This window comes from Pseudonocardia sp. (assembly GCF_029263155.1).
Classification (GTDB): Bacteria; Actinomycetota; Actinomycetes; order Mycobacteriales; family Pseudonocardiaceae; genus Pseudonocardia.
Map to the genome: position 1 here is coordinate 1 of NZ_JAJCYB010000013.1, position 23,767 is coordinate 23,767.

General features: G+C 71.6%; 24 protein-coding genes and 2 pseudogenes. 13 read left to right on the top strand and 13 right to left on the bottom strand.

The window, feature by feature from the left end; genetic code table 11:
* Positions 1–172 precede the first annotated feature (172 nt).
* Positions 173–427: pseudogene (locus Q1K26_RS01875) on the top strand (integrase core domain-containing protein); the annotation flags it as partial.
* Here the strand turns inward: Q1K26_RS01875 and Q1K26_RS01880 are convergent.
* From Q1K26_RS01880 to Q1K26_RS01895, 4 genes are all read right to left on the bottom strand, one after another.
* A complete protein-coding gene (locus Q1K26_RS01880) occupies positions 428–958 on the bottom strand; it encodes a hypothetical protein (protein ID WP_300007368.1) in 531 nt (176 codons plus the stop codon).
* A 110-nt stretch (positions 959–1,068) separates the two neighbouring features.
* On the bottom strand, positions 1,069–1,674 hold the full coding sequence (locus Q1K26_RS01885) for an ATP-binding protein (protein WP_300007369.1): 606 nt from the start codon (positions 1,672–1,674) through the stop codon (positions 1,069–1,071).
* Positions 1,671–3,068: a helix-turn-helix domain-containing protein gene (locus tag Q1K26_RS01890; protein WP_300007370.1), complete on the bottom strand. Its 1,398-nt coding sequence runs from the start codon at positions 3,066–3,068 to the stop codon at positions 1,671–1,673. Before Q1K26_RS01890 ends, Q1K26_RS01885 begins: the two co-directional genes overlap by 4 nt.
* Positions 3,069–3,196: 128 nt before the next feature.
* Positions 3,197–3,907 (bottom strand): hypothetical protein, encoded by a 711-nt coding sequence (locus Q1K26_RS01895; protein WP_300007371.1) that lies wholly within the window; start codon positions 3,905–3,907, stop codon positions 3,197–3,199.
* Between the two features lie 99 nt (positions 3,908–4,006).
* Between Q1K26_RS01895 and Q1K26_RS01900 the strand changes: the two genes are divergently transcribed.
* Positions 4,007–7,030 (top strand): Tn3 family transposase, encoded by a 3,024-nt coding sequence (locus Q1K26_RS01900; protein WP_300007372.1) that lies wholly within the window; start codon positions 4,007–4,009, stop codon positions 7,028–7,030.
* 9 nt (positions 7,031–7,039) lie between these two features.
* Here the strand turns inward: Q1K26_RS01900 and Q1K26_RS01905 are convergent, their stop codons facing one another.
* Positions 7,040–7,501, bottom strand: coding sequence for a hypothetical protein (locus Q1K26_RS01905; protein ID WP_300007373.1), 462 nt, complete (start codon positions 7,499–7,501; stop codon positions 7,040–7,042).
* A 118-nt stretch (positions 7,502–7,619) separates the two neighbouring features.
* Here Q1K26_RS01905 and Q1K26_RS01910 point away from each other — a divergent pair, with 118 nt between their 5' ends.
* Positions 7,620–8,666: a site-specific integrase gene (locus Q1K26_RS01910; RefSeq protein ID WP_300007374.1), complete on the top strand. Its 1,047-nt coding sequence runs from the start codon at positions 7,620–7,622 to the stop codon at positions 8,664–8,666.
* 72 nt (positions 8,667–8,738) lie between these two features.
* Here Q1K26_RS01910 and Q1K26_RS01915 read toward each other — a convergent pair.
* The 7 genes and pseudogenes from Q1K26_RS01915 to Q1K26_RS01945 all read right to left on the bottom strand — a co-directional run.
* Positions 8,739–9,560 (bottom strand): annotated as a pseudogene (locus tag Q1K26_RS01915) (XdhC family protein); the annotation flags it as partial.
* 237 nt (positions 9,561–9,797) lie between these two features.
* Positions 9,798–10,991 carry a VWA domain-containing protein gene (locus Q1K26_RS01920; protein ID WP_300007375.1) on the bottom strand — a complete coding sequence of 398 codons (1,194 nt, stop codon included), beginning with the start codon at positions 10,989–10,991 and terminating at the stop codon, positions 9,798–9,800.
* Positions 10,984–11,877: a MoxR family ATPase gene (locus tag Q1K26_RS01925; RefSeq protein WP_300007376.1), complete on the bottom strand. Its 894-nt coding sequence runs from the start codon at positions 11,875–11,877 to the stop codon at positions 10,984–10,986. The genes Q1K26_RS01920 and Q1K26_RS01925 overlap by 8 nt, the downstream gene beginning before the upstream one ends.
* Positions 11,874–12,845, bottom strand: a complete 972-nt coding sequence (locus tag Q1K26_RS01930; RefSeq protein WP_300007377.1) for an XdhC family protein — start codon at positions 12,843–12,845, stop codon at positions 11,874–11,876. Before Q1K26_RS01930 ends, Q1K26_RS01925 begins: the two co-directional genes overlap by 4 nt.
* Before the next feature lie 4 nt (positions 12,846–12,849).
* Positions 12,850–15,207, bottom strand: a complete 2,358-nt coding sequence (locus tag Q1K26_RS01935) for an aerobic carbon-monoxide dehydrogenase large subunit (RefSeq protein ID WP_300007398.1) — start codon at positions 15,205–15,207, stop codon at positions 12,850–12,852.
* Between the two features lie 65 nt (positions 15,208–15,272).
* Positions 15,273–15,746 (bottom strand): (2Fe-2S)-binding protein, encoded by a 474-nt coding sequence (locus Q1K26_RS01940; protein ID WP_141282243.1) that lies wholly within the window; start codon positions 15,744–15,746, stop codon positions 15,273–15,275.
* Complete coding sequence (locus Q1K26_RS01945; RefSeq protein ID WP_141282282.1) at positions 15,747–16,649, bottom strand: xanthine dehydrogenase family protein subunit M; 903 nt, start codon at positions 16,647–16,649, stop codon at positions 15,747–15,749.
* A gap of 224 nt (positions 16,650–16,873) precedes the next feature.
* Between Q1K26_RS01945 and Q1K26_RS01950 the strand changes: the two genes are divergently transcribed.
* The 10 genes from Q1K26_RS01950 (at position 16,874) to Q1K26_RS01995 (ending at position 23,074) form a co-directional block, all read left to right on the top strand.
* Positions 16,874–17,137 (top strand): hypothetical protein, encoded by a 264-nt coding sequence (locus tag Q1K26_RS01950; RefSeq protein WP_141282245.1) that lies wholly within the window; start codon positions 16,874–16,876, stop codon positions 17,135–17,137.
* A gap of 62 nt (positions 17,138–17,199) precedes the next feature.
* Positions 17,200–18,066, top strand: a complete 867-nt coding sequence (locus Q1K26_RS01955) for a xanthine dehydrogenase family protein subunit M (protein ID WP_300007378.1) — start codon at positions 17,200–17,202, stop codon at positions 18,064–18,066.
* Positions 18,063–18,623 (top strand): (2Fe-2S)-binding protein, encoded by a 561-nt coding sequence (locus Q1K26_RS01960; protein WP_141282249.1) that lies wholly within the window; start codon positions 18,063–18,065, stop codon positions 18,621–18,623. The genes Q1K26_RS01955 and Q1K26_RS01960 overlap by 4 nt, the downstream gene beginning before the upstream one ends.
* Positions 18,620–21,034, top strand: coding sequence for an aerobic carbon-monoxide dehydrogenase large subunit (locus Q1K26_RS01965; RefSeq protein WP_141282251.1), 2,415 nt, complete (start codon positions 18,620–18,622; stop codon positions 21,032–21,034). The genes Q1K26_RS01960 and Q1K26_RS01965 overlap by 4 nt, the downstream gene beginning before the upstream one ends.
* Before the next feature lie 14 nt (positions 21,035–21,048).
* The gene (locus Q1K26_RS01970; RefSeq protein ID WP_141282253.1) at positions 21,049–21,630 is read left to right on the top strand and encodes an SRPBCC family protein; all 582 of its coding nucleotides are present in this window, start codon (positions 21,049–21,051) and stop codon (positions 21,628–21,630) included.
* 25 nt (positions 21,631–21,655) lie between these two features.
* On the top strand, positions 21,656–21,913 hold the full coding sequence (locus Q1K26_RS01975; RefSeq protein WP_300007379.1) for a hypothetical protein: 258 nt from the start codon (positions 21,656–21,658) through the stop codon (positions 21,911–21,913).
* Between the two features lie 10 nt (positions 21,914–21,923).
* Positions 21,924–22,151, top strand: coding sequence for a hypothetical protein (locus Q1K26_RS01980; RefSeq protein WP_141282257.1), 228 nt, complete (start codon positions 21,924–21,926; stop codon positions 22,149–22,151).
* Positions 22,152–22,164: 13 nt separating this feature from the next.
* A complete protein-coding gene (locus tag Q1K26_RS01985) occupies positions 22,165–22,410 on the top strand; it encodes a hypothetical protein (RefSeq protein WP_141282259.1) in 246 nt (81 codons plus the stop codon).
* Between the two features lie 2 nt (positions 22,411–22,412).
* On the top strand, positions 22,413–22,709 hold the full coding sequence (locus Q1K26_RS01990) for a hypothetical protein (protein WP_141282261.1): 297 nt from the start codon (positions 22,413–22,415) through the stop codon (positions 22,707–22,709).
* Positions 22,710–22,711: 2 nt separating this feature from the next.
* The gene (locus Q1K26_RS01995) at positions 22,712–23,074 is read left to right on the top strand and encodes a hypothetical protein (protein ID WP_246086125.1); all 363 of its coding nucleotides are present in this window, start codon (positions 22,712–22,714) and stop codon (positions 23,072–23,074) included.
* 84 nt (positions 23,075–23,158) lie between these two features.
* Here the strand turns inward: Q1K26_RS01995 and tsaA are convergent, their stop codons facing one another.
* Positions 23,159–23,764, bottom strand: coding sequence for a tRNA (N6-threonylcarbamoyladenosine(37)-N6)-methyltransferase TrmO (gene tsaA, locus Q1K26_RS02000; RefSeq protein WP_141282263.1), 606 nt, complete (start codon positions 23,762–23,764; stop codon positions 23,159–23,161).
* Positions 23,765–23,767 lie beyond the last annotated feature (3 nt).

The window sequence follows — 23,767 nt, forward strand, 5'->3', positions numbered from 1 at the left end:
GAAGATCTCGAAGCCGTCGCCCTCGCGCTCAACAACAGGCCCCGCAAGAGCCTCGACTGGAAGACCCCCGCCGAAGTGTTCGAAGAGCAGCTACGCTCACTCCAACAACCCGGTGTTGCAACGACCGGTTGAACCCAGGCAATACACCTGCGAAGCGTTCGTCCGCGCCACCGCCGAACTCGACATCCGTCGCTCGGTCGGTCGCACCGGATCGTGTTTCGATAACGCGCAGGCGGAGTCGTTCAACGCGGCGCTGAAAGTGGAACGAGTCAACCGTACCGTGTATCCGACACGCGAACACGCCCGCGCAGATGTGGCCAGATACATCGAGTTCCGCTATAATTCCAAGCGTCTCCACTCGGCGCTCGGCTATCGGACCCCTAAAGAGGTCCACAACGAGTACCTGAGCGACCAGTCTGCGGCATAATTAGAACCCCAAACAGTTGTCCGGAATTTGCGGGGCAGACCACAGGAACGCGTTGACGTCCACCCCGGTCAGCGCCGCGGGCTCGAACACCTCACCAACCGACGCCTGTTCCTGCAGGAAGCGGCGCGCGGTGTTCTCGTAGCGCAGCACCGTGGCCGCAGCCAGGCCACGCTCCTCGACCATCCACGACCGGTACCGCCCCAACAGCACACCCAACGGCGTCAAGACCGGCGGCTCCGCCTCCGCGACGACCTCGGCCTCCCGCAGATAGCTCAACAGCGGCACCATCGCCCGCGGCCCCGGGATCCTCCGATGGCCAGCGGCGCGGCGGGCGGCGAGGAACGCAGCCATCCGCTCCTCGTCCAGATCCGCCGCTTCCAGCCCCTCCGCCGCCGCCCACACGCCGACCCGACCAAGGTCCTTGAGCATCTGCCGGATCGTCCACGCCGTGTAGCCCCGCTGCGCCAACCACACCCGGTACCCCTCGACCTGCGGTCCCAGCAGACCGGCCTTCCTCCGCGTGCCCGACATCGCACTCGCCTCCCTCACGGGAGCCCGATGCCCCCGCAGGCGAGGCTGCGCTCAGCACGCAACTATGCCGAGCCTGCTCCGGACCGCACGCCGTCGAATGCCCGACAGCATCACGCAACCCGGAGCCGATCTCCTGCGCCCTCGGCATAGTCGCGGTGTCGGCATAGGTCGATGACCAGGAGCTTGGGGCCGGCGAAGAACCGCATGCAGGTGTTCCAGCGGCCCTCCAGCGCGGCCCGGTGGCAGCGCGCGGCCAGGTCGGCGGCGGAGGTGAAGTAGACCCGGTGCCCGGCGTCGACCGCGGCCCGGGCCAGGCAGATCGCCAGCATCGTCTTGCCGACCCCGGGCGGCCCGATCAGCAGGACATTGGTGGCGTCGTCGAGGAACCGCAGCGTGGCCAGGTCGCGGACGAGGGCTTCGTCGACGCCGGGCTGGGCGGCGAAGTCGAACTGGTCCAGCGTCCAGGGCTCGGGCAGCGAGGCGAACCGCAGCCGCCCGGCCTGACGGCGGGCCTCGACCGCGGCCGCCTCGATCCCGAGCAGCCGCTCCAGCGCCGCGGTCAGTCCGAGCCCCTCGTCGCGGGCCTGGTCCAGCACCGCCGGCAGAGCCTGGGCGGCGTCGAGCAGCTTGAGGTAGGCCAGGTGCGCGCGGAGCCGCTGGTAGATCCCGGCCTCCGCGCTCGTGGTGTGCACCGGCGCGGTCCCCGGCCCGGTCACGACCTCGTCCCGGTCGTCGTCCCGGTCGTCGTCGCGGTTGGCGAGGTTCCGGGGCGCTGGCGGTCGGTGGCCGCGGCGGCGTAGCGGGCGAAGTCGATGACGACCTGCTGGGCCGGGCCGCCGCCCGGGCCGCCTGCGGCCGCGCGGAGCCGGTCGGCCTCGGCGCGGGCCGCCGCGGACGGTGGTCGGCGCACTTTGCGCCGGCACGGGGCGCGGTCGGTGAACGCGGACAGCACGGCGCGCTCGAGCGCGGCGACGTGTTCGTCGTGGCGGGCCACCGCGCCGGCGGAGTCCGGGCGGCGGCGGTGCCGGGCCAGCACCACCCCGCGCGCGGTGACCAGGTCCAGGGTGGCGGTGCCCAACCGATGGGCGACGGTCACGATGGTTCCGACATGGCCCGGGCCCACGGAGTAGCGGTTGCCGCGGAACGGGACCAGGCCCTGCGGGCTGACCTTGGCCTCCGCGGTCAGCACGGCCGGGTAGGGCCCGGTCGGCACCGGCCGCAGGCCCTCCGCGGCGGCCAGCTCGGCCACCGTTGCGCGAGACCCGTCCGCGCGCCGTCGCGCTCGGCGGTCGCCGACCCGGGCGCAGAAGCGGTCCAGACTGGCCTGCGCCTGTGCCGGGGACAGCTCGTCGGGCAGGGTGCGCCACCAGCGCTGCGCGGCGGTCAGGTTCGCCTTCTCCACCACGCCCTTGCGGTTGCCCCGACGCGCCGGGCAGATCGCGATTGCGACCGCGTAGTGCGCCGCGACGGGGCCGAAGGTGGCGGTCAGCCGGCCGGAGTCGGGGTGGCAGACCGTGCTCATCCGGTCGAATCGCCACTGGTGGGTCAAGCCGCCCAGGCGGCGCACCACCGCGTCGAGGGCTTCGATCAGGTGCGGCTGGTCCTCGGCGGGGGCGAGCACCGCGCGCCACCGTGAGGAGTGCGCCAGCGACCCGACCAGCAGGTGCGCGGTCTTGCCCCACCCCCAGCTCGCGGGCGGGTCCGGCAGTTCGAGCCAGTCGAACTGAGTTTCCTCGCCCGCGGGGTGCGTGATGATCCCGACGTCGCGGCCCTTCACCGTCGCGCACGGCTCGCAGTGCGGGCGCAGCTTGCGTGCCCGCAGCGCCCGGGTCAGCGACGGATACGACCCGCCGTAGCCGAGCTCGACCAGCTCGTCGTGCAGCGCGGACGCCCACAGGTGCGGGTCGTCGACCAGCCGCTGCCGCGCATAGCCGGCGAACGGTTCGAACCCGTCCGGCACCGCCGGCCGCCGCACCCCCACAGCGACCTCGTCGGACAGGTAGCGGCGCACCGTGCGCCGGTTGATCTGCAGGTGCCGGGCGATCGCGCTGATCGTCCATCCCCGTGCTCGTAGTGCCTTCGCCTGCACAACGCTCTCCCATGCCAGCATTCCGAGTGGGCTCCCTCGACTCGTGATCATCCGCAGTGATCACAGAGTTGAGGGAGCCCCTCGACACCGACGGGACCTCCGTCGGCGCGTCGCCCTGGCTGGGCACTTTCAGTGAGCAGGTCTGGGCACTACTCGATGAGCGTCATCACCGCCGACCGTTTGTCGTGCTCGGTGGCGTCGCGGCCGCGGAACAGCGCGATCGCGTGCTCGACACGACCGGCGACCTCCGGGTCCGGGGTGGCGAGGGCGCGCTCGAGCAGGTCGCTGCGGGCGTCGTCGACGAGGTGCACCAGCCGGCCGGTGTCCTCGCCGGCCTCGGCGAGACGCAGGTCCACCTTGCCTTCGGTGAGCAGCCGGTTAACCAGCGCTCGGTACACCCGGCGGCCGGCCTCGGTGTCGAAGTCGTCGAAGTGAACGCCGCATTCGTTGTGATCGTGGATCCAGCGTCGGTGCGGGCGGGCGACCAGGTCATGGAAGACCTCGATTACCTCGTAGAAGGTCTCGGCATCCCAGCGGTCCCAGGCTGGCGGCCACAGGTCCGGCCGGTCGGGTAGACCGAGCCGCTGCTGCAGCTCGGCCCGGATCCGGTCGTGAGAGTCCTTGCCGCCGTGGGGGAGCTGCCCGTGCTCGTCTGGCTCAGCGTCGACGCACACCTCCCCGAAGCGGCGGGCGAGGTAGCCGGCGGACTCGAGGCCGACGATGAGCTCGGCGAAGTCCAGCCGCGGGTCCTTGGGCTCCGGTGCTCGCTGCACACCGGCCAGGGCGTGACGGGTACGCCAGTACGGCGCCGGCTCGCGGTACTCCGGGATCGCGTCAAGGTGTTCGAGCAAGTCGGTCATCCACTGCTGTCGGGGTAGCCGTAGTAACGGGGAAATTTCCGGCGGATATGAGGCCCGGTAGGTTCCGGACCTGGTGATCCTCAGGTCGGGAGTCGATGGTTGGTCGCGCAGGTGTTCGCGGACGAGGAGCTGGAGCGCCTTCGCGAGTTCCCGGAGGTCAACCGGGATGACCTGGTGCGGTTCTTCACGCTGGCCTCGACCGATCTGGCGTTCGTCGATCCCGGTCGTGGGCGCGGCCCGGCCGACCGGTTGGGGCTGTCCCTGACCCTGTGCACGCTGCCCTGGTTGGGGTTCGTCCCCGACGATGTGCGGGCGGCGCCGCCGGTGGCGGTGACTCGGCTGGTCGCGCAGCTGCAGGTCGACCCGTCGGTGCTGCGGTCCTACGGCCGTCGGGAGAAGACCCGCCAGGATCACCTGCGGCTGGTGGCGCAGTACCTGGGGTGGCGCGCGCCGGCGGCGTTGGAGTTCAAGGAGCTCGACGAGTTCCTGCTGGCGCGGGCGATGGAGCACGACTCGCCGTCGCTGCTGTTCCGGCGGGCATGCGAGTACCTGATCTCGGCGAAGGTGATCCGACCCGGCCCGATCATCGTGGTCAAGCGGGTCGCGCACGCCCGCGAACAGGCCCAGCGCGAGACCTACGACCGCCTCGCCACCGCCTTCGCCCCGGAGCGGTGCGCCGCGCTGGACGGGTTGCTGGTCACCGACCCCGACGTCGGGATGACACGACTGCGGTGGCTCGGCAGGGGCCCGGTCGAGGCCTCACCGGCGGCGGTGCGCGCGGAGGTGGGAAAGCTGGAGTTCCTGCGCGGGCTCGGCGCGCACGAGCTGGACCTGTCGGTGCTGCCCGCCGAGCGGCGCCGGTTCCTGGCCACGATGGGCCGCCGGTTGACCGGGCAGGCCCTGACGCGGCGGGATCCGCAGCGCCGCTACCCGATCCTGCTCACGGTGCTCGCCCAGTCGGCGGTGGACGTGCTCGACGAGGTCGTCGCGCTGTTCGATCAGGCGGTCTCGGCGCGGGAGGGCAAGGCCGAACGCTCGATGCGCGACGCGCTGGCCGAACGCGGCCGGGTCGGGGAGGACCGCCAAGAGCTGCTGGACGCGATCCTGGCCATCGTCGCCGACCCGGCCATCCCCGACGACGAGGTCGGTGGACTGATCCGCGGGGACCGGATCGGCTGGGCCCGGCTGCGCGCCGCGCAGTCGAGCGCGCTGCCGCGGCTGCCCCGCGATCACGGGCACCTCGCAGCCCTGGCCGCCGGGTCCTACGGGTACCTGCGCCAGTTCACCCCGCACGTCCTCGACGCCGTCACCTTCGCCGGCGGCACCGCGGCGGCCGACCTGCTGTCCGCGGTCAAGATCCTGCGCGCGCTCAACACCAGCGGCACCCGCCGGGTCCCGGCCGGCGCCCCGACAGCGTTCGTGCCGGCGCGGTGGCGCGGCTACCTCGACACCACCTCACCGTCGGGGTCGAGCCCGAACAGCAACTCGTATCGGCGCTACTGGGAACTGTGCGTGCTGCTCGCGCTGCGGGACGGGCTGCGCTCGGGTGATGTGTTCGTGCCCGGGTCGCGCCGATACTCCGACCCGGCCGCCTACCTGCTCACCCCGCACCAGTGGGCCGGGCACCGGGCCGAGTTCTGCCGGCTGGTCGGCAAACCGGCCGACCCAGCTCGCGCCCTTGCGGCTGCCGGTGACGAGCTGGCCGAGGCTCTCGACGGGCTCGAGCAGGTCCTGGTCGCCGGCGACGGCCCGGTGCGGCTCGACGAGGACGGCGACCTGGTGATCTCCCCGCTCTCGGCCGAGGATGTGCCCGCCGAGGCGATCGCGTTGAAGGCCGAGCTGACCGCGATGTTGCCGTTCGCGCCGATCGTGTCGCTGCTGATCGAGCTCGACCGGCGCACCGGTTTCCTCGATGAGTTCACCCACGCCACCGGCAAGCAGGCCCGTAGCCCGGAGCTCAAGCGCAACCTGATCGCGGTGCTGCTGGCGCACTCGACGAACCTCGGGTTGTCGCGGATGGCCGATGCGTGCGGGATCTCCATCGACGTGCTCACCTGGACCTCGGAGTGGTACGTGCGGGAGGAGACGCTGCGCGCGGCGAACCTGGCGATCATCGGCCACCACCAGCGGATGCCGTTGGCCGCGGTGTTCGGCACCGGCACCCTGTCCTCCTCGGACGGGCAACGCTTCCCGGTGCGGGGCAAGACCACGACCGGCCGGGAGATGACGATCTACGGTGGGCAGGTCCTGTCGACCTACACCCACGTCACGGATCAGCACACCACCTACGGCACGAAGATCATCGTCGCGACCAAGCGCGAGGCCCACTACGTGCTCGATGAGATCCTGGGCAACGCCACCGATCTCCCGATCACCGAGCACGCTACGGATACGCACGGCGTGACCTTGGTCAACTTCGCGCTCTTCGACCTGCTCGGGCTGCAACTCTCGCCCCGGATCCGGGACCTGGGCAAGCTCACCCTCTACCGCGACGGCTCCCGCGCGAGCGTGGAGGCGGCGTTCCCCAACGCCGGCCCGTTGCTGACCCGGCGCCTGAACACCGCGCTGATCGCCGAGCACTACGACGACCTGCTGCGGCTGGCCGGGTCGCTGAAGTTCGGGCACGCCACCGCGTCGCTGCTGGTCGGGAAGCTCTCGGCGTCCGGGCGGCAGAACGCGCTCGCCGCCGCGCTCAAGGAGTACGGCGCGTGGCGGCGCACGATCTACGCCGCTCGTTACCTCGCCGATCCGGTCTATCGGCGCAAGATCTCCCGTCAGCTCAACAAGGGTGAGTCGCTACACGCGCTCAAGCGCGACCTCCTGTATGCCCACGAGGGCGCCGTCCGGGCCCGGCACCTGGAGCAGCAGACCGAGCAGGCGTGGTGTCTTACCCTGACGACCAACGCGGTGATCGCGTGGACGACGGAGTACTTCGGGCTCGCAGTCGAGTCCCTGCGCCGCGGCGGCCGCCACGTCGACGACGAGCTCCTGGGCCACATCTCCCCGGCGCACTCGGAGAACGTCAACTTCTTCGGCGCCATCGAGGTCGACATCGACGCCGAACTCGCCCAGCTCGGACCGACCGGCTACCGCCCCCTGCGCGCAGGCGACACCTTGTTCTGACCGGTTCCGTCACCGATCGCGGCGGGCCTGCTCGTAGCGCTGGGCCAGCTCTTGCAGCGGTCGCAGCGCCGCTCGGGCGGTGTCGCCGAGGTCATATCCGCTGATCAGGTCGCCACCGGACATACCGCGCATGTACCCGACCGCCCACCCTTCGTCGTCTGGGGTGAAGGTGATCCCGAGCCCGAGCTGCTCGCCGAGGGCCAGAAGCTCACCGACGGCCTGCAGCGTCGCGGAGTCGAACACGGGTGACGTCACGGTGACAGCCTCCTCCTCGCATCGGCTCGATCGCGGGCAGGGCAGCGCACTGGTCACGTGCTGACGGGCGTGCCCGGGTACAGGGTCAGCTCTTTCCACCCAGGTCCCGAACCAGTCGTCCTCGACGAGGATCGGCAAAGCCTCTTCGGTGTGGGTCTGGACAGACCACCACGGCTCGTTCAGTCCGCGGATCGCCCAGCGGCCGTCGACGGGCATCACTTGTCAGATAACAACGTATTATCTGACAAGTGGGTGGATCGATCCTGGGACTACGCCTCCACGGGCGGCACCCCTTCCGCGCGTGTTATCTGACAACCAGAGGAACGGGGGGTCGATGGCCACCGACCGGCACCTGAGCGCCGTCACGGAACCGGGCAGCGTGCCGACCGCCGAGGCGCTCGCCTCGTTCCTGCGACACCTGTCCAACCGGCGCGGCCGATCCGGGCGGATCACCTCTCCCGAGACGGTGCGCGCCTACACCTCCGCCGTGGCGATTGCGTTCGCCGGCATCGACCACCTCGAGGACCTCGTTGTCGGGCATCCCGCCGGTGACGAGCGCACCGGCGGTCGGGAGCGGCTGCACACCAACATCCGTACCGCCTGGGGCGCGAGCGCGCCGGCGACGTTCAACGCCAAGCGCGCCGCAGTCAGCTCGGCGCTGGCCTACTTCCAGGCGCAGGACTGGATCGTCGACGCTGCGGCGGTGCTGGCCGGGCTCGACCGCGAGCACCAGCCCAAGCCGACCGACAGCCGGGTCCGCACCCGCGAGCAGATCGACCGGCTGATCACCGACAAGCGCCAGTCGCTGGAGGACCGGACGCTGTGGTCGATGCTTTACGCCACCGCCGCCCGCGCCGAGGAGGTGCTGGGCCTCGACGTCACCGACCTGGACCGAGCCAATCGGCGGGCCTGCACGATCCGGAAGGGCGGCAAGGCCGACGACCTGCTCTACGACATCCGCACCGCCCGGATGCTCGGCCAGCTGCTCGGCCGCCGCCGCAGCGGCCCGGTGTTCCTGTCCACCCGCCGCGCGTCCGAGGGCACCGCGCGCTCCGGTGAGGTCGACCCTGCGAGCCGTCGATTGCGCATGACCTACCGCACCGCCGAACGCCACCTCGGCACCGCCACGACCAGCAACGTCGCCCCTGCCGGCTGGGACCTGCACGACCTGCGCCACTCCCGGCTCACCCACGCCGGCGAGGACGGCGCCACCGAGGTCGACCTGATGAACCTTTCCGGCCACGAGGACCGCCGCACGCTCCAGCGCTACCTCAAGCCCTCCAAGGAGGGCACCCACCGGCGCCTCGACGAAATCGACGCCCACCGCCCCACCTGGACACCCAGCGCCGAGGAACTCGTCGCCCGCATGTCGACGCGCTGACCGTCGAAATCACGCATCGTTGCTGGTCAGCGCATATCCGCCGGAAATTTCTTCGATGCTACGGCGACCCCGGGTGAGCACGCACAGCGCGGTGCGGGCGTCGATCCGGCCGGCCGCGGCCTCCGCGGCGAGGTAGCGGTGCGGCCACTCCACGACGACCTCGTTGGCCCCGGGGAACCGCGAGGCGGTGGCGAAGACGGGCCGCGCGTCGCAGACGGTGACGCGGAAGCCGAGGAACGAGCCCATGCGGGCGACGGCGGCGGCGAAGTCGATGGCCCCGAACACGATCATGCGGGGTGGCGGGGCGAAGGACTCGACGAACACCGACAGGCCCTCGCCGCGGCGTTGGCCGTCGACGCCGTAGGTGACCTGGCCGTTGCGGCCGGCGTCGAGCAGGCCGCGGGCGTCGTCGCGGATGGCGTCGTCGAGCCGGGCCGAGCCGGTGCCGCCCTCGACGTGGTCGGGCCACACGATCAGCCGCCTGCCCAGGCGCTCTGCGGGCCCGGAGATGACGGTGGCGACGGCGACGGGCGCCTCGGCGCGGATGGCCTCGGCGATCCGGCCGAGCTCGGCGTAGGTCTGTGGGTTCACCTTCTCCACGAAGATGTCGATGATGCCGCCGCAGGTCAGGCCGACGGTGAACGCGTCCTCGTCGGACACGCCGTAGCGCTGGAACATCGGCCGGCCCTGGGTGAGGACCTCCTGGCCCAGCTCGTAGACCGCGCCCTCGACGCAGCCGCCGGACACGCTGCCCACGGCCTCGCCGTCGGGGCCGATGAGCATCGAGGCGCCGGGCTGGCGGGGGGCGGAGCTGTAGGTGCCGACGACGGTGGCGAGCGCGGCGGTCTCGCTGTTCTTCCACCATCCGGCGAGCTGATCCACCACGTCACGCATCGCGCACCTCCTCCTCGATCGCCTCGTCCGTCGGCGTCCGGCGGAGTTCTCCGCACGGGGCCCCGGTACCGATGCCGATGCACCGGTGTCGGCGGCGTTCCGTTTCATGATCGACACTAGGTCGGCCGGCCGCCCGCGCGGATCCCCCGCCGCGGGGGACCGGCGGGGGATCCGTCGCCGACCGCGACCGGGACCGGGTTCGGGCGGCCGGGAGCGGGCGGGCCTCGCCCCGGGCGGTCATCGGCTCGCCGCACCACCCGCCGCCGGAGCGGCGAGCGCCCCGAGCAGCTCGTCGAGAGCGTCGAGGCTGTGCGCGCTGACCACCGCGTCGCAGTACGGCCAGGCCGCCGCCATGCCGCCGACGAGGGGCGCGAAATCGGGATGGCGGGTGCGCGGGTTCGCCCACACGATCCGGTGCGCCACCCGCGACAACCGGGCCATCTCCCGACCGAGCAGGGCGCTGTCCCCGGTGTCCCACCCGTCGGAGAGGATCAGCACGACGGCGCCACGGGCCATCCCACGCCGGCCGTGCAGGTCGTTGAACCGGCGCAGCGACTCCCCGATCCTGGTGCCGCCCGACCAGTCGGGGGCCAACGCGGTGGCCCGGTCGATGGCGACCGCGGGGCTGGTCCGGGCCAGTGCCCTGGTCAACCGGGTCAGCTCGGTGGCGAAGACGAACACCTCGGTCCCCTGGGCGCCGGCCGCGCAGTACAGCAGCTGGATCAAGGCCCTGGCGTAGGGGTCCATCGACGCCGAGATGTCGCACAGCGCCACGAGCCGGCGGTGGCGGGGGCGCCGGGTCCGCCTCGCCAACCGCACCGGTTCGCCCGCGGTGCGCAGGGCGGTGCGCAGGGTGGCGCGCAGGTCCACGCGGCCGCCGTGCGCGCTCGGCCGGGTCCGCCGGGTCCTGCGCAGCGGGGTGACCACCCGCAGCGCCCGCATGGCGTCGGCGAGCAGCGCCAGCTCCCGCGGCGTCAGCTCCGCGAAGTCGCGTCCGCCGAACCGTTCTCGCGCCGACGCCAGCACCGGCGTGGCCACCTCGCGCGGCGACCCGGCCGAGCCCTCGGCCCGGGCGGCGGACGTCGTCAGCCGGGACCCGGTCCCGGTCGAGCCCCGGGTCGCCGGGGCCTGTGCGCCGCCCGGACCGGCCGGGTCGGCGGCCGGGTCGCCGCCGCGCGGACCGGCCGGGTCGACCAGGCCCTCGAACACCGCGGCGAAGACCGCGTCGAGAACGGCCACCTGGTCCGGGTCGGAGGCCAGCGTGGTCACCGCGCAGTGGTGCAGCCGGGTGGTCGTCGTCGGCGCGACCTCCACCACGGCCCGGGCGAACCGCGCGGCCCGATCCGGACCGACCGGCAGCCCGGCCTCGCGGCAGGCTGCGGCGAACCGCGCCACGAGGGCGGGCAGGTCGGTCCGGGCGGGCTCAGCCATGGCGCAGGAGGGTGCCTAGCCCGGCACGCCGGACGGTGTCGATGTCCTCGTCGTACTTCAGCGCGGCGCCGAGCGTGCGCCCGACCGCCGCCTCGTCGAGCTCGCTCACCCCGAGCACCTCCAGCGCGGTGGTCCAGCTGATCGCCTCCGCGATCCCGGGTCGTTTCTGCAGCTCCAGCCCCCGCAGCCGGTGTACGGCGATCGCCACCTGGCGGGCCAGCCAGCCGCCGGCCGACGGCACCCGCCGACGCACGATCTCCTCGACCCGCGCGGTGTCGGGGTAGGCGATCCAGTGGTAGAGGCAGCGGCGCTTGAGGGCGTCGTGCAGGTCGCGGGTGCGATTGGAGGTCAGCAGGACCACCGGCGGCACGGTCGCACGGCGGGTGCCCAGCTCGGGGATCGTGACCGAGGCCTCGGCCAGTGCCTCGAACAGGAACGCCTCGAACTCGTCGTCGGCGCGGTCGACCTCGTCCACGAGCAGCACCGCAGGTGCGGGCCCCGGATGGGAGATCGCCGCCAGCAGCGGACGGACCAGCAGGTACTCGTCGGTGAACAGGTCCGCCTCGGCGAGGTCGGCGCCGCGGGCCTCGGCCAGTCGGATGGCCAGCAGCTGCCGTGGATAGTTCCACTCGTAGATCGTCTCCGCCGCGGTGAGCCCCTCGTAGCACTGCACCCGCAGCAGCGGGGAGCCCACCGCGGCGGCCAGCGCCGTCGCGGCGTGCGTCTTGCCGACCCCCGGCTCGCCCTCCAGCAGGATCGGCTGCCGCATCCGCACGGCCAGGAACAGGGCGGTGGCCAGTGCGTCGTCGGCGAGGTAGCCGGACTCGTCCAGCGCCCGACGCAGGTCGTCGGGGCCGGTGAAGTCCGGGACCGGCTGCGGTGTCACGTGCGGAAACGCTGCGGATCGTCGAGGAACGCCTGCCGGCATCCCGTCCCGCAGAAGTAGACCGATGTGCTGCCGTGCCGGGCGGAGATGCTCGCCGGGGTCATCGCGACGTCCATCCCGCAGACCGGGTCCACGGCGACCTCCACCGACCCCTCCACGGCGTGGACGTGGGTGCTGCTGTCCTCCTCGCCCGTGGACCCGTCCGATGACGTCGGTTCGGTCCCCTCGGGAGCGTGCACCCGCGGCCGGTGCGCCACGATCTCCGCGAACACCGTCAGCGCGATCTCCGGCGCGGTCCGCGCGCCGATGTCCAGCCCGGCCGGGGCGTGCACGCGCTCCAGATCGGGCTCCGGCACACCCATCGCGGCGAGCTCCTCGCGCACCCCCGCCGACCGGCGCCTGCTCGCGACCAGCGCGACGTAGGGCACACCCGCCTTCAGCGCGGCCGCGAGCACCGCGGCCTCGTCTCGGCCGTGCGAGGCCACGACCACCGCCGAGGTGTCCGGCGGGATCGGCGCGGCCGGGTCGACCGCAGGACGGACGTCCCAGTCCAGGGCGTGCCCGACCCGGGCCAACGCCCGTGCCACCGGCGCCTCCCCGTGCACGTACACCAGCGCGGCCGGGATCATCGCCTCCAGGAAGATCTCCAGGGTGCCCCCGGACAGGCACGGGTTGCCCACGGTGCGCACCCCCTCCTGGTCGGGCGCGTCGGAGTCGCCGGAGCGCGGAGTGATCCGCAGCAGCCCGGACTCGCCCGCCTGGAGCAGCCGCAGGCTCTCCAGGCGCACGGTTGACTCCGCGCACACACCACCGACGAAGCCGTCGATCGTCCCGTCGGCGAGCACCAGTGCGCAGTCACCCGGCTTGGCGCTCGTGGGGCGTTCCGCCCGCACGACCGTGGCCAGCACGAACGGCGTGCGCCCGGTGCGCAGTCCGTCGACTCGGGAGAGCAGGTCTGCTCGTGTCATGTCGTCATCCAATAGCGATGTCGGTTCGGAGCGGTCGGCCCTGGATGGCCGACCACACGTGGGCGGGGGTGAGCGGCATGTCGGCATGCCGGACCCCGATGGCGTCGAGCACCGCGTTCACGACCGCGGCCGGGGACCCGACGGTCGCCGACTCGCCGATGCCCTTGGCGCCGATGGGATGGTGCGGCGACGGGGTCACCGTCTTGCCCAGCTCCCACGAGGGGCACTCCATGGACGTGGGAAGGAGGTAGTCCATGAACGACGCGCCGAGATGGTTGCCGTCCGTGTCGAAGGCCATGACCTCCATCAGCGCCATCCCGATCCCGTCGGCGAGGCCGCCGTGCACCTGCCCCTCGACGATGGCCGGATTGATCCGCACCCCGCAGTCGTCCACCGCCACGAACCGGCGGACCGTGACCTGCCCGGTGCCCGGATCGACGTCGACGACGCAGAGGTACGCGCCGAACGGGAACGTCAGGTTGGGCGGGTTGTAGACGCAGGTGGCGTCGAGCTGCCCCTCGACCCCCTCGGGCAGCTCCAGTCCGGAGTGGGCCGCGAGGGCGATCTCACCGATGCCGACCCCGGCCGCCCGGTCGCCGCGCACGTGGAACCGGCCCTTGTCCCACACCAGGTCGTCGGCGGAGACCTCCAGCATCGCCGCGGCGACCAGCCGGGCCCGCTCGCGCACCTTGCGGGCCGCCATCACGGCGGCGGCACCGGAGACGGGGGTGGACCGCGAGCCGTAGGTGCCCAGGCCGAACGGGGTGCGATCGGTGTCGCCCTCGATGACCTCGATGTCGTCCGGTGAGATCCCGAGCTCCTCGGACACGATCTGGGCGAACGTCGTCTCGTGGCCCTGTCCCTGCGACATGCACGACAGCCGGAGCTCCGCCGATCCGGTCGGGTGCACCCGCAGCTCGGCGGCGTCGGCCATCCCGAACCCACCGATGTCCATGTCCTTGCGCGGGCCGGCCCCGACGGCCTCGGTGAAGAAGGACAGGCCGATGCCCATCACGGTGCCCTCGCCGGTCTCGGCCCGCGTCCGGCGGCCGCGCGCCTGCTCACGACGCAGCTCGTCGTAGCCGGCCATCTCCAGGGCCAGCTCGAAGGCCCGCGGGTAGTCGCCGGAGTCGTACTCCCATCCCGTGGCGCACCGGTAGGGGAACTGCTCGGGTCGCAGCAGGTTGCGTCGGCGCACCTCGGCCGCGTCGAGACCGAGGTCGAACGCCAGCACGTCGACCAGGCGCTCGACCAGGTAGGACGCCTCGGTGATCCGGAACGAGCATGCGTAGGCGACCCCGCCGGGCGCCTTGTTGGTGTAGACACCGCGGACCGTGCAGTGCGCGGCGGGCACCGAGTACGAACCGGTGAAGATGTGGAAGAAGCCGGCCGGGAACTTCGACGGCTGCGAGGTCCCGTTGAACGCGCCGTGGTCGGCGAGCACCTGCACCCGCAGCCCCTGTATCCGCCCGTCGCGGGTGGCCGCGATCTCCCCCCGCATGTGGAAGTCACGCGCGAAGGAGGTGCTCATCAGGTTCTCCGAGCGGTCCTCGGTCCACTTGACCGGCGCTCCGGTGATGCTCGTGGCGATCACGGCGCAGAGGTAGCCGGGGTAGATCGCCACCTTGTTGCCGAATCCGCCACCGATGTCCGGGGAGATGATCCGGATCCGGTTCTCGGGGATGCCGATGATCCCCGAGTAGAGGGCGCGGTGGGCGTGCGGGGCCTGCGCCGTGGCGTAGACGACGAGCCGGCCGCTGACCGGGTCGAGGTCGGCGACGATCCCGCACGTCTCCAGCGGCGCCGGATGCACCCGCGGGTAGAGCATCTCGCACGAGCTGACGTGCTCGGCGGCGGCGAATGCCGCCTCCGTCGCCGCTGCGTCACCGGCCTCCCAGTCGAAGATGTGGTTGTCGGTGCGGCCGGGGATCTCGTCGCGGATCACCGGGGCGTCCGGTGCGAGTGCCCGGTGGGCGTCGATGACCGGCTCGAGCGGTTCGTACTCCACCTCGATCAGGCTCAGCGCGTCGCGGGCGGCGTAGCGGTCCTCGGCGACGACGAACGCGACCTCCTGCCCCTGGTAGCGCACCTTGTCGGTGGCGAGTACCGCCGCGACGTCGTGGGACAGCGTGGGGATCCAGGCCATCCCGCGACGTTCCAGGTCCGCCCCGGTGATCACGGCACGCACCTTCGGGTGCGACTCGGCCCCGCCGGTGTCGATCGAGAGGATCCGCGCGTGCGCGTACGGGCTGCGCAGCACGGCGCCGTGCAACATGCCCGGCAACCGGATGTCGTCGACGAACCGCCCACGGCCGCGGAGGAACCTCGCGTCCTCCTTGCGCACCATGTTCCCGTGCCCCATGGGCGAGGCGTGCCCGGCGAACGGGTCGGGCCGGCGACCGGACGTCCCCGGCGTCAGTGCGGCGGTCATCCCGCCGCCCTCTCGGACTCGGCGGCGTGCCGGATCGACCGGACGATGTTCTCGTAGCCGGTACACCGGCAGGTCTGGCCGCTGATCGCCTCGCGGATCTCCACGTCGGACGGGTCCGGGAGCCGGTCGAGCAGCCAGCGCGCGGTCATGAGCATCCCCGGTGTGCAGAAGCCGCACTGGAGGCCGTGACACAGCGCGAAGGAGACCTGCAGCTGGTCGAGCTCGCCACCGCGGCGCTCCAGGCCTTCGACCGTCCGTACCGAGCTACCGCTCGCCATCACGGCGAGCACCGTGCACGACTTCACCGGCACCCGGTCCAGCCAGACGGTGCAGGCCCCGCAGTTCGAGGTGTCGCAGCCCCAGTGGGTACCGGTCAGCCCCAGCTCGTCGCGCAGCAGGTGCACCAGGAGCAGGCGGGGCTCCACGTCCCGGATGTAGTCCTGGTCGTTCACGGTGACGGTGACCCTCATCTACAGCCTCCCGATGATCGCGAGGTCGGCGCGGGCCGCCGCAGCGTGCAGCGCCCTGCGGGCGAGTTCACCCGCGAGATGGCGCTTGTAGTCGACGGGACCGCGCTGGTCGGCCACCGGGCTGCAGTGCTGCGCGGCGATGTCGCCCGCCTCGGCGATGTGCTCACCCGTCAGCTGCCGGCCGCGCAGGAAGTCCTCCGCCTCGACGGCGGCGAACTGGCGGGCCCCCACGGCCGTGAGGCCGATCCCGACCTCGGTCACGACGCTGTCCCGGTCGATCCGCAGCACGGCCGCCGCCGCGGCGACCGCCCAGTCGCCCGCCCGGCGGTCCACCTTGAGGTAGGCACTGCTGCTGCCGGCGAGTGTCGCCGAGTTCGACAGCGGGATCTGCAGCTCGACCAGCACCTCGGCGGGGCCGACCGCCGTCTGGTAGGGGCCGTGGAAGAACTCCCGCATCGGTACCCGGCGGACCCCGGCGGACCCCTCGATGACGGCCGTGGCGCGCAGGGCGGTGAAGGCCGCCGACAGGTCCTCCGACGGGTCCGCCTGGCAGACCGAACCGCCCACGGTCCCGCGGTTGCGCACGACCGGATCGGCGATCACCCGCTCGGCGTCGTGCAGCAGTGGGAAGTGCGTGCCGGCCGTCACCGATGCGAGCAGCTCCGCGTGCCGGACCATCGCACCGATCCGCAGCACGTCCCCCGCCAGGGAGATCCCGCCCAGATCGGCGAGCCCGTTGATGTCGACCAGCAGCTCCGGCTGGGCGAGTCGGAGCTTCATCATCGGGATGAGGCTGTGCCCACCCGCGACGATCCTCGATTCCGGCCCGTAGCGCTCCAACAGCGCGATCGCGTCCTCGACGGACGTCGCGCGCTGGTACTCGAAATGGGCTGGAACCTGCATCGTGCTCCCGGCTGGTGGGCGTCGATCCACCATGCTGGTCCCAGTCACATGCCTCGGCAAGACCAGTTAAGTCTTTACTTAGGCCGAGTAGATGGAACGTGCGCCGAGGTGCAGCATGACCGCCACTGAACATCCCAGTCGTCATTTCGCGAACGTGTTCACCCCGGTTTGTACCGGAAGGACGTTCGCGACGTGGGCTGACGCAACGACGCGAATGAGGACGCATGCCGATCGAATCGAGTGGCCACAGCCAGGGCAACCCGCGCATGTTCGAGCTCATCGAGGGTGCCCCGAAGACCGGCGGCGCCAGCCCGACGATCTGGGCGTTCCCCCAGATGACCGAGTTCATGAAGATCGCCGGTCAACCGGTGGCCGGACCGTGGCCGCCGCACCAGGAACCGCGCCCCGATCCGGAGGACGAGGCGCTGCCGGTGGCCGTGGCCGAGCCGCGGCCCGAGGCCCGTCCCCGACCGCGGCCGACAGCCTGATCCCGCTCCCTGCTCCCGTTCCCGCACACCGACGCCCGCCCACCCAGGGCAAGGAGGCCCGGATGTACCCGTCCAAGTTCCGCTACGAGGCTCCGCGAAGTCTCGACGAGCTGAGTTCCCTGCTGAACCGGTACGGCGACGACGCCAAGATCCTCGCCGGCGGCCAGAGCCTCGTGCCGATGATGAAGCTCCGCTTCGCCGCGCCGGAGGTGCTCGTCGACATCAACGGCATCCCCGGGCTCGACTACCACCGCGAGGACCCCGACGGCACCCTGCGCGTGGGTGCACTGTGCCGGCACGTGACGCTGGAGCGGTCGGCCCTGCTGGCGGCGAAGCACCCGCTGATGGCGGCGGCGGCGCCGCTGATCGCCGACCCGATGGTGCGCAGCCGTGGCACCATGGTCGGCTCGATCTGCCACTCCGACCCCCAGGGCGACTGGGCCTCGGTCCTGCTCGCGCTGGGTGGGCACATGGTGGCGTTGGGTCCCCGCGGCCGCCGGACCATCGCGGCCGGCCACTTCAGCCTCGGACCGTTCCAGAACGCGCTGCAGCCCGACGAGATCGCCCTGGAGGCCGTCATCCCGGCCCCGACCGGACAGCGCTCGGGCACCTACCTCAAGCTGGAGCGCCGGGTCGGTGACTTCGCGACCGCCGGCGTCGCGATGGCGCTCGAGACCAGCGACGGTCGTGTCGTGCGGGCCGGGATCGCACTCACCGGGGTCGGTCCGAGCAACATCGCCGCCACCGAGGCCGCACAGGTCCTCGTCGGCAAGCCGTTGTCCGAGGAGTCCATCGAGCAGGCCGCGCAGCTCGCGGCGGCCGCCGCGCAGCCCAGGGGAGACCACCGCGGCAGCGCCGCGTTCAAGCGCCACGTCGTGGCGACGTTCATCAGACGCGGCCTCGCCCGCGGGGAAGCGGTGGCAGCATGAGCTACGGACGTTCGGTCGAGGTCGTCGAGACCGCCGAGAACGTGCGCCGGATCACGATCACGGTCAACGGCGAGCGACGTGTCGTCGAGGTGGAGCCGCGGCTGCTCCTCGCGCACCTGATGCGTGAGGGCCTCGGCCTGACCGGTACCCACTTCGGCTGCGACACCACGAACTGCGGTGCCTGCACGGTGCTCTTCGACGGAGAACCGATCAAGTCGTGCACCATGCTCGCGGTCCAGGCCGACGGGCACGAGGTGACGTCGGTGGAGGGCCTGGGCACGCACAGCGAGCTGGACCCGGTCCAGGAGGGCTTCCAGGCCGAGCACGGACTGCAGTGCGGCTTCTGCACGCCCGGAATGATGATGGCGTCGAAGGCGCTGCTCAACCGCAACGCGAGCCCGACCGAGGAAGACGTCCGGTGGGCGTTGTCGGGCAACCTCTGCCGGTGCACCGGCTACCAGAACATCGTCAAGGCGGTCCTGTGGGCCGCCGACAAGCAGCGCCTCTCCGGCCCGGCCGCGGCCGGGGACACGTCCTCCGAGGAGCATGTCTCATGACCCAGACGGCACCCGTGACACCGAGCAGCTCGCAGGCGCTCGACGAGATCAAGATCGGTGGTCTCGGCTCGAGCCGGTTGCGCGTCGAGGACAGCCGCTTCATCCGCGGCCGCGGCAACTACACCGACGACGTCAAGCTGCCCGGGATGCTCTACATGGAGATCCTGCGCAGCCCGCTGGCGCACGCCAGGATCATCAGCATCGACACCAGCAGGGCCTGGGCCATCCCGGGTGTCCGGCTCGTCCTCACCGGCGAGATGATGGCTCAGCGCAACCTGGCCTGGATGCCCACGCTGTCCTACGACACCCAGGCGGTGCTGGCCACCGACAAGGTCCGCTTCCAGGGCCAGGAGGTGTGCGTCGTCGTCGCCGACGACCCCTACATCGCCAAGGACGGCTGCGAGGCCATCGACGTCGAGTACGAGCCGCTGCCGCCGATCGTCAACCCGGAGCAGTCCGCGGCGCCGGGCGCCCCGGTCATCCGCGACGACAAGCAGGGCCAGGTCGACAACACCTGCTACCGCTGGGAGGTCGGCGACCGGGAGGCGACCGAGCGGGCCTTCGCCGAGGCCGACGTCGTCTCGAAGCTGAAGCTGCACTACCCGCGCAGCCACCCCTCGCCGATCGAGTGCTGCGGGTCGGTCGCGGACTTCGACCCGGCCACCAAGAAGCTCACGGTCTACATGACCAGCCAGGCACCGCACATCGTGCGGTCCGCGGTGGCGCTGATCGCCGAGCTGCCCGAGCACATGATCCGGATCGTCTCGCCGGACGTCGGTGGTGGCTTCGGCAACAAGGTGCCGGTCTACCCCGGTTACGTGCACTCGATCCTGGCGTCGATCCTGCTGGGCAAGCCGGTCAAGTGGACCGAGGACAAGACCGGCAACCTCATCTCCACCGGCTTCGGCCGCGACATGTACCTCGACGGCGAGATGGCCCTGCGCTCCGACGGGAAGATCCTCGCCGTCCGCATGCACGCCGACACCGACCAGGGTGCCTTCTTCGCCGACGCCCAGCCGAGCAAGTTCAAGATCGGCCTGATGCACTCGACGTTCGCCTGCTACAACATCGGGACCGGCTACATCACCGCGCAGGGCCACTACACCAACAAGGCGCCCGGCGGGGTGGCCTACCGCTGCTCGTTCCGGGTCACCGAGGCCATGTTCTTCCAGGAGCGGATGGTGCAGGCCGCCGCCGACGACCTCGGCATCGACCAGGCCGAGTTCCGGCGCGTCAACCTGCTGCCCGACGACGCGTTCCCGGCCCGCACACCGTTCGGCTTCCTCGTCGACTCCGGCCAGTACGACAAGTGCCTGCAGATCGGCCTGGACGCGATCGGCTACGAGGAGTTCCGGCGCGAGCAGGCCGCGGCGCGGGCCAAGGGGCGCCTGCTGGGTATCGGGATCTCGACGATGACCGAACCGCTCGGCGCCGGCAACAGCCGCGAGTACGACATCCTCGGCATCAAGATGTTCGACTCCGCCGAGCTGCGGGTGCACCTGACCGGCAAGGCGATCCTGCGCACCGGGGCGAAGACCCAGGGCCAGGGCCACGAGACGACGTGGGCGCAGATCGTCAGCCACGAGCTGGGCATCCCCGCCGCCGACGTGGTCGTGGAGGAGGGCGACACCGACACCGCCCCGTACGGGATGGGCACCTACGCGTCCCGCAGCACGCCGGTGGCCGGCGCCGCGGTGTCCATGGTGTCCCGCAAGATCCGGGCGAAGGCGCGCAAGATCGCCGCCCACCTGCTGGAGGTGTCCGAGGAGGACATCGAGTGGGAGCTGGGCCGGTTCTTCGTGCGCGGCGCCCCGGAACGCGGCGCGACGATCCAGGAGTGCGCGATGGCCGCCTACTCCAACATGCCCGACGGGATGGAGCCCGGGCTCGAGGGCAACGCCTACTACGACCCGCCCAACCTGACCTGGCCGTTCGCCTGCTACATCGTGACCGTCGAGGTCGACCCGGAGACCGGGGTGTGGGACGTGCTGCGCGTCGTCGCGGTGGACGACTGCGGCGTGCGGATCAACCCCATGATCGTCGAGGGACAGATCATGGGTGGGCTGACCGAGGCCTACGCGATGTCGAACATGCAGTTCCAGACCTACGACGCCGAGGGCAACATCGTGGGCTCGAACTACATGGACTACCTCATCCCGACGGCGTGGGAGACGCCCGGGTTCGAGCTGCACGAGGTGGTCACGCCGTGCCCGCACCACCCGATCGGGGCCAAGGGCGTCGGCGAGTGCGCGGCGGTCGGCGGTCCGGCGGCCTTCGTCAACGCCGTCCTCGACGCGATCGCCCACACCGGGGTGCGCAACATCGACATGCCGGTGCTGCCCGACCGCGTCTGGACCGCCCTGCAGACCCACCAGGACGTCTCCGGCGCGCCGCCGGTCAGGAACGGCTGAGGGAGGAGACCGATATGGAGATCAAGAACGAGCTCGTGGTCGGCGCCCCGCTGGACAAGGTGTGGGCCTACCTCCTCGACGTCCCCAACCTCGCACCGTGCCTCCCCGGCGCGGAGCTGGTCGGCGACGACGGCAACGGCACCTACGACGGCAAGGTGGTGGCCCGGCTCGGCCCGGTGAAGCTGAGCTTCAGCGGCCAGGTCAAGATCATCGAGACCGATGACGCCGCCCACCGGATGGTGATGCACGCCGCCGGCGCCGAGGACAAGGGCAAGGGCACCGCGGACATGATGATGACCGTGGTCCTGGCGCCGGCCAGTGGTGGAACGACGATGAAGGTCGAGCAGGACCTGACCGTCTCCGGTGCGGCCGCCCAGTTCGGGCGCGGCATGATCGCCGACGTCACCGGCGTGCTCATGCAGTCCTTCGCGGAATGCCTGCAGTACAACATCACCAACCAGGGCAGCGGTGGCACGACGACCGCGGTCCGCGCCGCCAGGCCCGCCAGCGGGTTCGCCATCGGTGTTCGCGCCGCCCGGATGGCGCTGATGCGCGTGTTCGCCCGGTTCTTCCTTCCCTACGACCGCAACCGATGAGCCCCGCGGCTGCGAAGGAGAAGTCATGACGCTCTGGTGGATCGGCAACGCCCTGCTGGTGGTGGTGCTCGTCGTGGTGATCGCGCTGCTCAGCCGGCTGCTCGCCGCGGTGGAGCGCATCCGCGGTGCCGCCGACGACATCCTCACCCACGGCGTGGAGCTGCTCGGCGAGGTCGAGGACACGCCCGCACTGCTCGTCGAGACGGACGCGACCGTGGCCCAGGTCGCGGTCGGGGCCACCCGGTACGCGGGCAGCGTCGCCACGCTGCTCCCTGCGAAGTAGGAGGACGACAATGCCCGTCGTTGCCTGGATCACACTCCTGATCACCGCACTGATCATCGCCGTCGTGGCGGTCGGCCTGCTGCGCGTGATCCTGCACCTGCGTCACGTCCATGCCACCCTCGCCGCCCTGCAGGGCGGCGTGGACGCCATCGCCGACAACACCAGTACCGTCCCGACGGTGGTCGGGTCGGTCAACGCCAACCTCGCCCCCGTGCGGGCCTGGTGCGAGACGGTCTGAGGAGCCCGCGAACATGATTCCCTTCGGCTGGACCCTCGGACTCGTCATCGGCCTGGTGATCGTGGTGGTGGTGGTCGCACTCGTCACCCCGATCCTGGTGCTCGCCTACAAGATCGGCACCCAGGCCCAGCAGCTCGACGCCTCGCTGAGCCGCTCCCGCACCCACACCGCGGGGCTCGCCGGGCTGAACACGACCATCGACCACGCCACCGAGATCATCGGTGGCCTGCAGCGCGGCCGCGCGCGGCTGGGAGGCTGACCGTGTCCCTCTCTCCCGGAGAGATCACCTACTGGACGGTGATCCTCGTACTCGGCGCCGTCGTGATCGTCGCGGTCGTGGTGCTGCTGAGCCTGCTCGTGGCCTTCGTCAAACGGATCGACAGCGCGGTCGACGGCATCGCCGGCACGCTCGTCGGCATCACCGAGAACACGAAGGACACCGCGTTGATCACCGCGACCGGCGCCGGCCTGGACCTGGTGCTGGGCGAGGGCCTGCAGCACCACCTGTTCCTCGGGCGGGTCGTCGACTCCATCCCCACCCCCGCCGGGAAGGCATGATCATGTCCGAATCGACTCTGTTGGTCATCACCGTCGTCGAGATCGTGGTGTTGATCGCCGGGCTGGCCTTCTTCGTCTTCTGGCTCGGCTCGCTGCTCGGCAGGATCGCCACCACGCTGGAGGCCGGTGACGGGCTGGTGAGCCGGATCGCCGCCGACGGCAAGGCGATCCGGCCCGGCCTGGAGCACATCAACCGCACGGGACGGACCGTCGCGGGGGCGCTGCCGCTGCTCTACGGCTTCGCCGAGGAGGTCATCAGGAAGGTCTCGTCGAACCCCGATCGGCCCCAGGTCGCCGTTCCGGCCACCGGACGGCGTCGGTCACGCATCCACGAGACGGTCGGGTACGCGCCGTCCCGGCACTGACCGGCCACCGTCCACGACCACGGCCGCCCGGCGGGATCCCCGCCGGGCGGCTGCCGTCGTCGGACCGGACGCAGGCCGGTTGCCCTACGGCGCGCTGCCTCCGGGGAGCGCCTGCGACGCGGGCGAGCCCGGCAGCAGCTGCCCGGACCCGGCGACACCGGCCGCGGAGTACCACCCGCCCCGGATCGCGGACACGGCGGCCCAGCCGTCCGCGTAACCGGGCACGTCGAGGTGCTGTTCCCACGGCTTGATGTCGAGCACCGGCGTCCCGTGGCAGGCGTCGACACCGCGGAACGTGATCCCCGAACCGTCCACCTCCACGACCCGCACCACGCTGAGGCCGATCGGGTTGGGCCGTGCGGGGTGCCGGGTGGCGAAGACCCCGAACCGGCGGTCGCTGCCGGCCAGCATGAACGGCACCACCTGCCCGTCGGCCGGTGGCGGGGCGGCCCGGTCCAGCCACAGCAGCAACCACACGTAGTCGAAGTCGGCGATCCCGTCGAGGGCCGCGACGTGCTCGGGGAAGACCTCGACGCGGCCCTCCGCGGTGCTGTTCCGGGTCGACTGGATGGGCGTGGCGGCCGGCTGCCGGTAGTCGCTGCGCACGTACCCGATCGGGGCGAACGCGGGTGTACTCGCGCGGATCCGGGCCTGCTCGGAGCCACACAGGTCGGGGGGCCCGTCGGTCATTCG